The 13,616-nt window shown below is 66.2% G+C and carries 10 protein-coding genes; 3 read left to right on the top strand and 7 right to left on the bottom strand.

Annotated features, from left to right (window positions below; genetic code table 11):
- Window positions 1-23 precede the first annotated feature (23 nt).
- From lpdA to KA712_23305, 5 genes are all read right to left on the bottom strand, one after another.
- Window positions 24-1,427: a dihydrolipoyl dehydrogenase gene (gene lpdA, locus KA712_23325; GenBank protein ID MCG5055900.1), complete on the bottom strand. Its 1,404-nt coding sequence runs from the start codon at window positions 1,425-1,427 to the stop codon at window positions 24-26.
- A gap of 29 nt (window positions 1,428-1,456) precedes the next feature.
- Window positions 1,457-2,857, bottom strand: a complete 1,401-nt coding sequence (locus KA712_23320; protein ID MCG5055899.1) for a pyruvate dehydrogenase complex dihydrolipoamide acetyltransferase — start codon at window positions 2,855-2,857, stop codon at window positions 1,457-1,459.
- Between the two features lie 134 nt (window positions 2,858-2,991).
- Window positions 2,992-3,972: a pyruvate dehydrogenase complex E1 component subunit beta gene (locus tag KA712_23315; GenBank protein ID MCG5055898.1), complete on the bottom strand. Its 981-nt coding sequence runs from the start codon at window positions 3,970-3,972 to the stop codon at window positions 2,992-2,994.
- A gap of 51 nt (window positions 3,973-4,023) precedes the next feature.
- The gene (pdhA, locus tag KA712_23310) at window positions 4,024-5,010 is read right to left on the bottom strand and encodes a pyruvate dehydrogenase (acetyl-transferring) E1 component subunit alpha (protein ID MCG5055897.1); all 987 of its coding nucleotides are present in this window, start codon (window positions 5,008-5,010) and stop codon (window positions 4,024-4,026) included.
- Window positions 5,011-5,134: 124 nt separating this feature from the next.
- Window positions 5,135-6,358, bottom strand: a complete 1,224-nt coding sequence (locus tag KA712_23305; GenBank protein MCG5055896.1) for an MFS transporter — start codon at window positions 6,356-6,358, stop codon at window positions 5,135-5,137.
- Between the two features lie 134 nt (window positions 6,359-6,492).
- On the opposite strand from KA712_23305, the gene KA712_23300 reads away from it, so the two are divergent.
- The gene (locus KA712_23300; protein MCG5055895.1) at window positions 6,493-7,416 is read left to right on the top strand and encodes a metallophosphoesterase; all 924 of its coding nucleotides are present in this window, start codon (window positions 6,493-6,495) and stop codon (window positions 7,414-7,416) included.
- A 27-nt stretch (window positions 7,417-7,443) separates the two neighbouring features.
- Here the strand turns inward: KA712_23300 and KA712_23295 are convergent, their stop codons facing one another.
- A complete protein-coding gene (locus KA712_23295) occupies window positions 7,444-7,965 on the bottom strand; it encodes a hypothetical protein (GenBank protein ID MCG5055894.1) in 522 nt (173 codons plus the stop codon).
- A gap of 141 nt (window positions 7,966-8,106) precedes the next feature.
- Between KA712_23295 and KA712_23290 the strand changes: the two genes are divergently transcribed.
- The gene (locus KA712_23290; protein MCG5055893.1) at window positions 8,107-10,215 is read left to right on the top strand and encodes a hypothetical protein; all 2,109 of its coding nucleotides are present in this window, start codon (window positions 8,107-8,109) and stop codon (window positions 10,213-10,215) included.
- Window positions 10,212-10,835: a hypothetical protein gene (locus KA712_23285; GenBank protein ID MCG5055892.1), complete on the top strand. Its 624-nt coding sequence runs from the start codon at window positions 10,212-10,214 to the stop codon at window positions 10,833-10,835. Before KA712_23290 ends, KA712_23285 begins: the two co-directional genes overlap by 4 nt.
- A gap of 25 nt (window positions 10,836-10,860) precedes the next feature.
- On the opposite strand, the gene KA712_23280 is transcribed toward KA712_23285, so the two are convergent.
- A complete protein-coding gene (locus tag KA712_23280) occupies window positions 10,861-13,467 on the bottom strand; it encodes a M1 family metallopeptidase (GenBank protein ID MCG5055891.1) in 2,607 nt (868 codons plus the stop codon).
- Window positions 13,468-13,616 lie beyond the last annotated feature (149 nt).

Raw genomic sequence — 13,616 nt, 5'->3', positions numbered from 1 at the left:
TTCCGCGGCGCCGACACCGTGGCTCAAATGTGAACCGACTCGCCCAGCGCGCTGGCAACCGCTTCCATCACCACCTCAGAGAGGGTGGGGTGGGGGTGTACCGTGGCGAGGATATCGTGGGCCGTGGCCTCTGTATTGATCGCGAGGGACATCTCCGCCACGAGATCCGTCACACCCGCTCCGATGGCGTGCATGCCCACGATGCGGTTGTGGTCGCCCTTGTCGACGATGACCTTGATGAAGCCGTCCGTGTGTCCCGCACCGAGCGCCTTGCCGTTGACCGAAAAGGGAAAGCGGCCCACGGCGATGTCGAGCCCTGCGTCTTGGGCCTGCTTTTCCGTCTTGCCAATCGAGGCAATCTCGGGTTCGCAGTAGGTGCAACCGGGGATCGCCCCGTAGTTCACACCTGGGTGATGCGCTCCAGCCATTTTCTCCACGCATGCGATCGCCTCGGAAGAGGCCTTGTGGGCGAGCATGGGCGGGCCCGCGCAGTCCCCAATGGCATAGATGCCGGGGCTGGTGGTTTGGTAGGTGCTCCGGTCGGCCTTGATGAACCCCCGGTCGAGCTGCACGCCCATGCCTTCGAGCCCCATGCCTTCCGTATTGGCCTGAACACCGGCCGCGAGCAAAAGCCGATCGCTCACGACGGTTTGGCTCTTACCGTTGGCACCCTCGAAGGTGGTGGTGACCTTTTGGCCTTCCACCTTCACCGAAGTGACCTTGCAGCCCGCGTTGACCTTGATGCCCTTCTTCTTGAAGGCGCGGGTGAGGGCTTCCGACACCTCCTCGTCTTCCACGGGCACGATGCGAGGTGCGGCTTCCACGATGGTCACCTCGGCCCCGAAGGCATTCCAGAAGTCGGCGAATTCGCAACCAATCGCGCCGGCCCCGATGACGACCACGGAATCGGGCCGTTCAGGCAGCACCATGGCTTCCCGGTAGGTGATGATGCGCTCGCCATCCGGCGTGATGCCAGGCAGAGCGCGGGCGCGTGCCCCCGTGGCCACGATGATCCGCGGTGCCTCCAGGGTGCGAAGGCCGCCGGCCGTCTTCACGTCCATGCGGCCCCGGCCCGTCAACGTGGCGGATCCCGTGATGTGCTCGACACCATACTTGCGGAAGAGGTGCTCGACACCCCCCGCAAGCTTGTCGGAGACCCCACGGCTGCGCTTGATGACCTGCGTCCAGTCGAAGGTAATCTCGCCTCCGATCTTGATGCCGAAGTCACCTGCGTGTTTCACCGTCCGCATGGCCGCGGCTGACTTGAGCAGAGCCTTGGTGGGGATGCAGCCCCAGTTCAAGCAGATGCCGCCGGCGCGCTCCCGCTCGACGCAGGCGGTCTTGAGACCGAGCTGCGCCGCGCGGAGGGCGGCCACGTAGCCGCCAGGGCCGGCACCGATGACGACGAGATCGAATTTTTCAGCCATGGACGTTGTGCGAGGGTGAGCGGGTGGCTTCAGAAGGCAAGGGTCATCGGGCGCTCGAGGATGCCCACGATGGTCTGGAGCAGCTTCGCGCCAAGGGCCCCGTCGATCACGCGGTGGTCACACGAGAGGGTCAATGCCATGCGCTGGCCGATCACGATCTTGTCGTCCTTGACCACGGGCTCCTTGCGAACCGTGCCCACGGCCAAGATGGCCGACTCGGGTGGGTTGATGATCGCACTGAAGTCGCGAATGCCCATCATGCCCAGGTTCGACACGGAGAACGTTCCCCCCGTCATCTCCTCGGGGCGCAATTTGCGGTCGCGGGCCTTCGTCGCGAGCGCTCGGGCTTCTTCCGCGATCTGTCCCAACGTCTTCTTGTCAACGTTGCGCAGCACCGGGGTCAGCAGACCTTCGTCGATGGCCACGGCCATGCTGATGTCGATCCGCGCGTAACGTACGATGCCCTCGTCGGTCCACGAGGCGTTGCACTCGGGGTTGCGCTTGAGGCCGAGCGCCACGGCCTTGAGGATGAGATCGTTGACCGAGAGCTTCGCGCCGTGCACCTCGCTCACCTGCTGCCGGAAGCCCATCGCGGCATCCATGTCCACGTCGGCGGTGAGGTAAAAATGCGGGATCTGCGTTTTGGATTCCAGCAGACGCCGCGCGATGGTCTTGCGCATGAGCGTGAGCGGAATGACGGTGTCTTCCGACGGGGCCACGGCCGCTTCAGGCCGAGGCGCCGTGCGGCGCTCGGGCACGAGGGGGTTCGGCAGGTTGGCGTCGGCAGGACCTGAGGGAGCAGGGGCTGCGGCGGGAGCAGGGGCTGCGGCAGGAGCAGGGGCTGCGGCGGCGGCCCGCACGTCGCGCTCCACGACGCGCCCACCAGGACCGGTACCCGAGACGGCGCGGATGTCCACGCCGAGCTCGTCGGCCAGACGGCGGGCGAGGGGAGAGGCCAGGACGCGTCCCTGCGTAGGTGCGGCTTTGGGTGCAGGTGCGGCCTCGGATGCGCGCGGCGCAGTTGCGGCGGGGGCGGGCTTCGGCTGAACGGCAGGCGCGGCGGGCGCCGGTGCGGCCGTGGGGGCCTGGGCGGAGGCGGGAGGGGCCTTGCTGGCGCCGTTCCCGGCGGGCTTTGCGGCGGCGCCACCCTTGCGGCCTTGGGCCTCGGCTTCGAGGGCCGAGGTGTCCTCACCGGCCTCGCCGAAGATGGCAATGGGCGCGCCCACGGGCACTGTGGCGCCGTCGGCCACGAGCCGCTTGAGCAGCACGCCCGAATCGAAAGCCTCGAAGTCCATGGTGGCCTTGTCGGTCTCCACCTCGGCGATGACGTCGCCAGGTTCGATGCTGTCTCCCTCCTGCTTGGTCCACTTGCGCAGGACACCTTCCTTCATGGTGTCGGAGAGCTTGGGCATGTCGACGAGCTGAGCCATCTTGTCTTTCGTTCCTCGAATCGGGTTGATCTGGCGGGGCGAACAACGGACGTGGGGGCGCGCGCCCCGAAGCGCCGCCCCCTCTGGTGCGTTCTACAAAAAATCGAAGCGGGTTTCACCTCGGAGCGTCACGGCTACTCGAGGTAGAGAACCTTCTTGACGAGCTTGGCAGCCTTCTCGGCATTCGGCCGGATCGACATCTCGATCTGGCGGTGGTAAGGCGCCGGCACGTCCAGGCTGTTCAAGCGCTCGACGGGATGGTCGAGATCGTCGAAGCAACGACTCTGAATCCTGTACGCTATCTCGGAGCCCACGCCGTTGAACGGCCAGGCTTCTTCGATGATCACGCAGCGACCGGTCTTCTTGACGGACTGAACGATCAAGTCTTCGTCGAGGGGGCGCAGCGTGCGTGGGTCCAACACCTCGGCCTCGATCCCTTCGGCGGCGAGGGCCTCGGCGGTTTGGAGAGCCACCTTCACCATCTTCGACCAAGCGATGATCGTGCAGTCGCTGCCTTCGCGCTTGATGTCACCCACGCCGATTGGGATGGTGTATTCGCCATCGGGAATCTCGCCGGTGTCACCGTACATGACCTCGGATTCCATGAAGCAGATGGGGTTGTTGTCGCGGATGGCGCTCTTGAGGAGGCCCTTGGCGTCCTTCGGGGTTCCGGGGGCGATCACCTTGAGGCCCGGCACGTGGGTGAAGAGCGACTCCGTGGCCTGGCTATGCTGCGCGCCAAGCTGGTTCGCAGGGCCGTTCGGGCCGCGGAAGACGATGGGCACGTTGATCTGACCGCCCGACATCTGGAAGGTTTTGGCGGCGTGGTTGATCAGCTGATCGTAGGCCACCATGGAGAAGTTCCACGTCATGAACTCGATGATGGGGCGTAGGCCCACCATCGCCGCGCCAATGCCGAGACCGGCGAAGCCGCACTCGGTGATAGGCGAGTCGATCACGCGGCGCTCGCCGAACTTCTCGAGCATGCCTTGGGACACCTTGTAGGCGCCGTTGTAGAAGCCAACTTCCTCGCCCATGAGGAAGATCGACTCATCGCGTTCCATCTCTTCCGACATGGCTTCGCGAACTGCTTCTCGGAACTGAACCGTACGCATAGTTGAGGGGGCGCTCCTGTGGGAATTCTTTGAGGGAAAGGGAGGTCAGCGTCAGTCCACGGTGACGAACTCTTCCAGGCGTTCTGCGGGAAGAACCGGGCTTTCGTCGGCGAACTTCACGGCATCGTCCACCTCGGCCTTCACTTCAGCCTCGATCGCCTTGAACTTGTCTTCACCCACGCCCAACTTCTCGAGATAGGTGCGCGCAATGAGCAGACAGTCCTGCTTCTTCATCTCCTCGACCTCTTCCTTGGTGCGGTAGAGGCCTGGGTCCGACATCGAGTGACCACGGTAGCGGTAGCAGCGAATCTCGATGAGGGTGGGCAAGGATTCTTCGCGGGCGCGCCGTACGGCCTCGCCGATGCGGTCGCGCACCAAGAGCACGTCGTTGCCATCGAAGCGATCACGGGCCATGCCGTAAGCAAGCGCTTTTTGAGACGTGTCCTCTACCGAGAGCGAGCGCGAAAGCGGGGTGCCCATCGAGTACATGTTGTTCTCGCAGATGAACACCACGGGCAGCTTCCACAGGGCCGCGAGCGACATGGCCTCGTGGGCGGCGCCTTGGCTGGCGGCTCCGTCGCCGTAAAAGCACAGGCAAACGCGGCCGTCGCCTCGGTACTTCGAGGCGAATGCCACACCGGTCGCCAGGGGCAAGTGAGCTCCGACGATGCCCCAGCCGCCCAGGAAGCCGTTTTCCTTGTCGAAAAAGTGCATCGAGCCGCCGAGACCCTTCGAGCAGCCCGTCTCCTTGGCAAAGAGTTCAGCCATGATGGCCCGGGCCGACATGCCCTTGGCGTAGGCCAGGCCGTGGTCCCGGTAAGAGGTCATGACGTAGTCGGTGGGCTGAAGAGCCGCCACCGCGCCTACGCCCACGGCCTCCTGGCCGATATAAAGATGAAGGAAGCCGCCAATCTTCTGCTGCGAATACGCCTTGGCCGAAGCCTCCTCCACGCGACGGATGCCCAGCATGTCGCGGTAGTATTTGAGGAGTTTCGCCTTCTCTTCTTCTTGCAGTACCTCGCGCTCGATTCGGCTCATTGCGGGGGGCTTCTCCAATGATGGGGGGTCCTGTTTTGAGGCGCGCATGATACATCACGCCTGGGGCGCAAAAGCTAGTCCGTTGTTGGGATAATTCGGCATGCGAATGTCCCCGGCGGGCCTGTTAAATGCGTGTTTCGGGGGCCGGGGAGGCCGCTTGGGAGCCCGTACGATAGCAGATGGCGGCGAGGACGCCGAAGAGGGCCAATGCAAACCAGGCAGTCCTCGGCGGAACGCTGTCGAGGACGAAGGCGCCGAGCAGCGGACCCGCCGATTGTCCGGTGATTTGGGCCAAGCCGAAGATGCCGCTGTAGGCGCCGATCCGGCCCGCAGGCGCCAAAGAGGGAACGGTGGCCTGTTGGCTGGGAGCCAAAACCACCTCGGACAGGGTCACGGCGGCCACGCAGAGGAGCAGCGACGCGTGCCCCAGGGCCAAGCCCACGGCCGCATAGGAGACGGCGTAGCCCAAGCAGCCCAAAAGCAGGGCGCGCTGCCGCCCGATCCGCCGAATGAAGGCCACTGCGGGCAGCTGGAGCGCCACCACCAGGAGCCCGTTCAGAGTGTACAGATGGGTGACCTGGACCTGGGTGAGGTGCAGGGTGCGCGCTGCGTAATAGGAGAGGGTCACGAACATCTGCGCCTGGAGAACGAAGAAAGCGAAGGTGCCCGCGAGGAACCACAGCAGGCGGTGGTCGTGACGGTAGGCGAGCAGGTTGGCCAGCCGTCCGTTCCCCTCCCCCGGCTCGCGGGGGCGCCCCCGCCGCTGTGAGGGGATCAACAGCAAGCCGCCCGCCGCCAGCAAGGTCACGGGCGCGCTCCAATAGAAGAGGCGGCTATAGGCGATCCCCCCCGTCAGAGCCAAGCCGGCCACCACGGGACCCGCGGACCAGCCGACGTTGGTGCCGAGCCGCTGCAAGGAGAAGGCAGCCACCCTCTGGGTGTCGGGCACGAGGTCGGCCACGAGCGCGTTGGCCACGGGGTCGAAGAAGGCCCTCAGGATGCCGTTGGCTACACAGAGGCTGCCGATGACCGGAATCGGGGCCTGTTCGGCGATCGCGTAACCCAGCGCCAGGAGGTTCAGCACGCGGAGCAAACTGGCCACGAACATCAGGGGCTTGCGCCCGAGGCGATCCGAGAGCTCTCCGGCCAGCCACTGCATCACGGCCCCGAAGGCATTCGCAACGGTCCAAATGAGACCCGCGGTCACGGCCGAGACCCCGCGCTGGGTGGCGAGGTGCCACGTGAGCAAGGGCAGCACCATCGAAAAGCCCCAGGTCACGACCAGGCGGATGCCCGAAAGTACCCATACGCCCCGATGGAGGCCGCGAAATTCAGCGTGGAGCGACACGGGAGCGGTCCGTGTATAGCAGGCGAGCGCGGAGGCAACGGCCTCGGGTGCCGAATCGAAGGGTGCTGGAGCTTTCTCCGTCGCGCATGGCCGCACGGGAGCTTTCCAGGAGGGCTGCTAGGGTTCGCCTCGCGATGTTTCGATTGGCCCATGTCACCGACCCCCACTTCCGCGCTTTTGGCCTCGCGGGCCTGTCACTGCGAGGGCTTCTGGGAAAGCGTCTTCTCGGGGCGGCGAACATCGTCGTCAACCGTTGGCGCAAGCACCGGATGGACCTGCTCGAGAGCCTCGGGCAGCACCTGGCGGCGCAGCGCCCGGACCACGTGGCGCTCACGGGTGACGTGGGCAACGTGGCGTGGGTGTCCGAGTGGCAGGCGGGGCGCCGGTGGCTCGAACGGTACGCGGGCCCGCCGGCAGACGTCACGGTCATTCCGGGCAACCACGATGCGTACGTAAACGACGTCACCCGTACGGGTGCCTTCGAGTCTCTCTTTGCCGCCTACCAGCACGCCGAGCGCGGGGGTGGAGGTGCGGCGGGGACCGACAGCCGCGAGGCGTACCCCTTCGTTCGTGTACGAGGACCTCTCGCCCTGGTGGCGGTGAACACCTGCGTGCCCACGGGAGACTTCGGGGCTTGGGGTGAGATCGGTCCTGCCCAACTGCGCCGCCTAGAGGCCATTTTGGGGGACGATGACGTGCGTCGTCGCGTCCGCGTGGTGTTGATGCATCACCCCCCGGTGGTTCACCGCAAAGGGGAGGACCGGAACCTCAGGGACCGGGGGGCGCTGGCCGAGGTCCTCGCCCGGGTGGGCGCGGACCTCGTCTTGCACGGCCACGACCACCGGGACGAGGCGGCCGTTCTCGAAGGGCCTCGGGGCAGCCGCATCATGGCGGTTGGGGCAGGGTCGGCCTCGTACGCGGGCCCTGCGGAGGGGCGCGCCCGCTACAACGTCTACGGGTTCCGTGAGGACGGCCGGGGTATCGAGCTTCACACCTACGCCCACGATGCGCGGGAGCGGAGCTTCGTCGAGGTGAGCCGCAAAACGCTCGCGCCCTGAATCCGATTTTGCCTGCCCGCAGGGAGGTCAGAAGTAGAAGCGTCCCCCGAGCGCCGCCTCGAGGTAAAGGTTCAGGCTGGGCAAGACGTAGAAGATGGGCGCAAACTCGAGGTAGAGTTCGAGCCGATCGGGCCGCGGCGGCATGTAGTCGAGCCCCACGGGCAGGCGTCCCGCGAAGGCGAAGTCGTTGGCGCGGTCGTCCCCGGTGTAAAGCCAGATGCGGCCTCCGGCGCCGACGTGCCAGTCGAGGCGGCCCGTTTCTTCGAGCAGGGTCTCCTGCCAGAGATAATCCAGGTTGAGGGCCACGTTCGTGCGGCTGCCGCAGCCCTCCCACGCCCCCTCGACGCGGCAGCGCCCGAACGCGGAGAACAGCGACAAGCCTGCGTCGAGGGCATTACCGTTCCCCAGGAACCACTTGGCCACGAGGCCCGTAGGGTCGCCGAGCGCGAAGCCCACGCCGACCTGCCGCGTGGTGCCCACTTCCGTCGCAGAGGCCGAAGTGGTTGCGGCGAGGGTGACGAGAGCCCAAAGCCTACACAGGCGCTTCATGCGGCGATGTTTCGCGCACCTTGGGAGGAGAAGTCAACTTCGCAGGCAAATTGGCTCCATCGTGCCGAACGACGTAAAACAGCGGAAATGTCCATGCCATCGCAGAATCGGTCTTCGCAGAGGCGCAGATCGGCAGGGACCGTGGTGTTCGCCGTCGTGAGCTGTACGGCTCTGTGGGCGGGATGCTCGAACGCCTCGAGGCCCACGTCACAATCCCCGAGCCCGTCCACGGAACCGGATCCGCAGGGAGCTCCCGTAGCTCCCGTTCCCAAGCCGCACGTGCCCGCGCCGGAGGCCCTAAGGCCCGCGGCCACGGAGCGTCTTCCTCCCGAGCGTCGCGCCATCCAGGTGTGGGAGGAAAGCGAGCGGCTCGTGGACGCCGAGCAGGCCCGCGGTGCGGGGCTCGTGGTGGTGGATCTGCGCGATGAGTGGGCGCCGAGGCTCTTCGAGGATGGGCAGACGGCGGATGGAAAGCCGCTGGTGAACCGCTACCGGCAGGTGTTCGTCGGTCTGGCGAACGACAAGACCGATGGTGACGGTCAGCCCTTACCGGCCGGGGGCAAAAACTACCTCGAGCTCTTCGGCATTCCGCCCGCGCTTTCGGTGCTGCGTGAGCGCTTCCTTGCCGACGAGGGCCGAGACTGTTCCGGCGTCGACACGGAGGCGCTGCTCGGAACGCATGGCATCCCGGCGTGGGGCGAGCGCACCGAACGAGATGAGCTTGCCAAACATGATAAGCGCGGGGCTCGCCTGGCGAAGGTGCTCGCTGAACGGGGACTTGCGGACGTGGCGGCCCTTGCGGCCCTCGAAGACCCGTCCCAGGCGCGGGCCATCAAGGAGGCGCGTAGCCACCTCGAGTTTGCCGCCAAACGGGCCGCTTTGGCCGAGGTGGAAAAGCGCATGCTCTGCGAGGGGCGGATGGACCCGGGGAAGCACAAGCCCGGCTTCTACGACGGGGCCCTGCGCGCAGCCGTGGTCGAGTTCCAGGAAGAAAACATGCTCCTCGATCGGGCCGACATCGGTCGCGGCACCCTCGAGGCCATGACCCGTTCCATCGGCGACAACAACTTTGCAGCTTTACGGCGTGTGTTGGCTGAGCGGGCCACCCACGCGGGAGGCATTCTCGAGGATGGCAGCGTGGCGCCCCCGCCCAAGCGCGACGGCACGCCCCGCCCCGCGCCTACCTACCGGGACGCCGCCGGTGTCGAGGTCCCCATTCCGGATCTCGTGAGTGAAGCCACTCAGGCCACGCTCGACTGGCTCGGCATCGAGACGCCGGAGGACGCCACGGCGTTCTTCAAACGCCATGCACCGCGAGACTTTCAGTGGCTCAAGGTTGCGGTGCCTTTCCCGCGAAAACCGGACTACTACCTCGAGCACATGGATCTGTTCGTCGAGATTGATCGGGGCGATATCTGGTACGATTTTCCCTTCGACGACAAGGGAGAAAAACAACCCCAACCCCGTCGACTCTTGCCCACACTCACGCTGTTTACCCGCTGGAACGGGCAGCAGATCCCGCTCGTGAAGTGGCGGAGCACGATCGGAGGGTGGCGCACGGAGATGGCCTCCGACGGGCACGATTACATGCGCTACAAGGGCTCGGACGTGGGGCCGCGGGTGTGGAGGCACATCGTGTCGGCGCCGGTCTGGATCCCGCCGGAGAGCACGCCCCTTGGAGGCATGGTCAAGCGGAAGGTGGTCAACGGCCGCTCCCAGTGGGTGACGAACTACGACGAGGTTGGCCCGGGCTATCTTTCGGCCTATGGGCTGGCGATGGCGATCCACGTGGAAAAGCGCGTTCACCGTGACGGCAAAGTCACTTACTTCGACAACGGCATCCGATCTCACGGGTCTTCCGATTACCGTTCGTTGCTCGGCCGCTTTTCGCACGGCTGCCACCGGCTCTACAACAACTTGGCGGTGCGCCTGTTCTCTTTCGTGCTGTCGCATCGGAAGATGCAGACCATGGGGCCCGTGACGCTCGATTTTCGGCGCTCCTTCTACAAAGACGAGAAGATTTTCGACCTCAGGCTGCCGGTGCGTGGGTATTACTACCTGCTCGATCCGCCGGTGCCGGTGGAGGTGCTCGAAGGCAACATCAAAGGCAAGCTCAAGGCGCCGATCGACGGCTACGTGAAGCGTCCGGGCGCGGACTACCCCACGTCGAGGCCGCCGCCTCTTTCGGGCAGCCCGCAAGACAAATCGGGCGGAGCGGCCCCCGGAGCCGGGGAGGGGAACGAGGCATGAGGGGCGCGATAAAAATTCTCTGTTGGGCGGCAGGCGCTGTCCTCGTGACGGCGAGCGCATGCGAGCGCCCCGATCCTGCAGGTGCACGCGGGGGCCTCGGCACCCTCAAGGGGCACGAGGAGCCGCCGCACGCCGCTCCTGTCGCCCCGGTCGAAATCGATGCCGGGCTGCCCGCGGACCCGGAAGAAGACGACCTGGCGCGGGATGAGACGCTCAGCACCGAGGCTCCCGAAGAGAACCCCGAGTCGAAAACCGTGAAACTGAAGCTCGAGGTGTCCCCGCGCCACGCGCGGCCCCTCGTTTATTGGGGGCGCGAGAAGCTGGGTGAGCCGCCGCTCGTCATCGAGCGCCCCCGGCGCAGCGGCCCCATGGACATCGTGATCAAGGCTGACGGCTATCTCGAGTACCACACCCGTTTGTTCACGGACCGCGACGATCGCCTGAGCGTGGTGCTCGTGCGGCCCACCGAAACCCAGGAGATGTTGGGCTTCAAACGCAGGCCTGATGCGGGCACGGGCCCCCTCGGTGATGGGGGCACAGGCCCAAGGCGGGGCGCACCTTTCCCTTCGGCCGACGCAGGCGCATCGGGCTTCGTGGTACCCGAGGGGGTGTCATTTTGAGCTGACACGGCGTGCGTCGCGGGCGTCAGCGGCGAGGCTTCGAGCGAGGCTTTTTGTCTTCGCGCCGGGCGGCAGGCCTGGGCCGTCGTGGGGGTTTCGTTGCAGGCGGCTTTGCGGGAAGCACCGAGACGGCGGGGGTCTCCAGTCGCTCGACCCGCTCCTGCATCCCCTTGAGCGTATCTCGCAGCCTCTCCACCTCGGCCTTCAGTGTGCCCAAGGTGCCGTCGTCGGCACCCGGATCTCGTAAGTGTCGCAGCGTTCGGTCGATGAAGCGCTGGGCACGGCCATCGGTCTCGCGGCGCAGCGCGGCTTCGAGTGCGGGCTCAGCTTTGCGGTCGCGTAGAGTCAGAAGCCCTATCGCCGCCGCCGCCCTCACCGTGAAGTCACGATCCCCGAGCGCCCCTTCCAGGTGCTCGCGGACGCGGCGCTTGTGGGTGGTGCCTTCGGCCGCCTGGGCAACTGCCTTCAAAGCCGCCCGCCGAGCTGCCGCGCTGGCCCCCGGGTGATATGCGGCGATGAGGGGGTCGATGGCGGCCTCCGAGGAGCTCGCGCCGAGACCGTCGAGCGCGCCCACCTTGACGGTGTCTTGAAACGATGGGGTGGCAAACAGCGTGGGCAGCAACGCCACCGCGCGCGGGTCCCGGGTTTGGCCCAGCGCGCGCGCCGCGTTGCCAAGGACGAACACACTGTCGTCGCCTGATCCGAGGCGTGCGACCAGCGCGTCGGCCGCCTGCGGGTGCCCACGGAAGTTTCCAAGTGCCGCTGCCGCTGCCCGTCGCACGCGGGGGTCAGATGCGGACAGTGCCGGGAGGAGGGCGTCGAGCGCGTCGGTGCGGGGGGCCATCTGCCCAAGCTGCGTGACCGCCGTGGCGCGCACGCCCCAGAACGTGTCCTCGAGGGCGGCCTTGGCGAGAGCCTTGACCACGCGGGGCTCCGGCACGTCGCCCAGGGCGCGGGCGGCGGCGATCCGATCGATGGCCGCGGGACCCGCTGCCAGTTGGCGCATGAGGAGGGGGGGCGGCAACTCCAGCTTCACGGTCGCAAGGAGCGTGCCGCCAATGTCGAACACCACCATCGTGGGGCTTCGCTCGAGGCGCATGTCGATGGCCTGCCGGGCCTCGCCCATCGAGAACCGCTGGGTGACGAGACGGCCCTCAATCTCGAAGCCCACGTCGACGTGAAGCTCGTAGGCGGCAACGTTGTCCCCGGCCTGGGTCTGGACCACCTTGAGCTGCCCAACCTTACGCTCGTCATCCCAAACCCAGGTCACGCGGAGATCCGGATGACCCGGACGCAACACCCACTGATCGAAGAAGCGATCCAGGGACCGACCGGTGACCTCCTCGAAGACACGGACCAGGTCACGTGTCTCCACGGTGCCCCCCGCGTGGCGCCGGCCGTAGGTACCGAGCGCTTCGAAGAAGGCGTCGTCTCCCACCAGGTGCCGCAGCATGTGCAGCACGCGTCCGCCCTTTTCGTAAAGGTGGCCGTCGAAGATCTCGATGGGGGCCCGGAAGTGGCGGCAGACGATGGGCCGCTGGTATTCGTTGGCCTCGTGGAGGTAGTGGTCGAGTTGCGCGAGGGCATGCCAATCGGCTTCGTCGCGGCCGCGATCCTGCTCGAACCAGACGTACTCGAAATACGTGGCGAAACCCTCGTTCAGCCACGCCTCGGGCCACTCGCGGCAGGTGACGAGATCGCCCCACCACTGGTGCGCAAGCTCATGGGCAACGAGGGGCTCGACGTCGTGGTCGAGCGCTGCGCGTTCATCGAGCAGCGCCTGTTCGGTGAGCGTGGTAGCGGTGGTGTTCTCCATGCCCCCAAAAATGAAGTCAGCCACGAACACTTGGCTGTAGCGCCGGTGGGGGTAGGGGATGCCGATGAGCTTCGAGAAAACATCGACCATGCGCGGGGTCTTTGCGAGCGCGCGCTGGCCGTCCGCCACCCGGTGAGGTGGCAGGAAATAGTAGAGATCCACGTTCGTTTCGGAGGCATGATCGCGCATCTCGGCGAACGGCCCGCACACCAAGGTGACGAGATAGCTGGCCTGGGGGCTCGAGAGCTTGTAGTGCCAGCGGGTTTGGTTCGGCTCGACGTCCGAGCGCTCCAGCAGATCGCCGTTTGAAAGCAGCACCTTGTCTCGCGGGGCCAGGCAGATGAGCTCGGTGGTTGCTTTTTCGGCGGGCACATCGATGCAGGGAAACACGTGCCGTGCGTCTTCGTCCTGCCCCTGGGTCCAACACTGTTCCGGGCGATCGGGGTCGTTCTCGTCGGGGGCTAAAAAGTAAAGACCCTTGGTGGGTCGGGCCGTGTAGGCCACGACCAGGTCCAGCGTGCTGCCTCGGGGCCTTGGCGGATGCAGGGGCACCCGAAGGCTAGAGCCGTCATAGGCCACGTCAGCGAGGGCAACGGCCACGCCATCCACGGTGACGCCGTGAAGTTCCATGTCCACGGCCGACAGGGTCACGGCCGAAAGGCCTTCGCGGCGCACACGCAGGGTGAGCGCGGCCGAGCCCGAGAGCGTCCGCGCCGCAAAATCCAGGGCCAGGTCGAGCCGGATGTGGGCCACGCCCGCAGGGCGGTCGATGAGATAGCGCGCTTGGGTGTCTTGAGGAACGAAGGGGTTGGGCATGCAGGTAACCAGGAAGAGGCCCGAATCGTGACGCTTTCATCGTTGATCGGGGCTCGGGTTCGCACAAAGGGAATTTACGCGCCGGGCAGCCCTCGCGATCTGCCGTGCCCCCGCGCCGGAGCGGAGGCAGCATTGCCCGGGCCGTTGCG

This window comes from Myxococcales bacterium, from assembly GCA_022184915.1.
Lineage (GTDB): Bacteria > Myxococcota_A > Polyangia > Fen-1088 > Fen-1088 > JAGTJU01.
The sequence above is the reverse complement of the archived record's forward strand: the minus strand, read 5'-3'. Positions and strand labels throughout refer to the sequence as shown.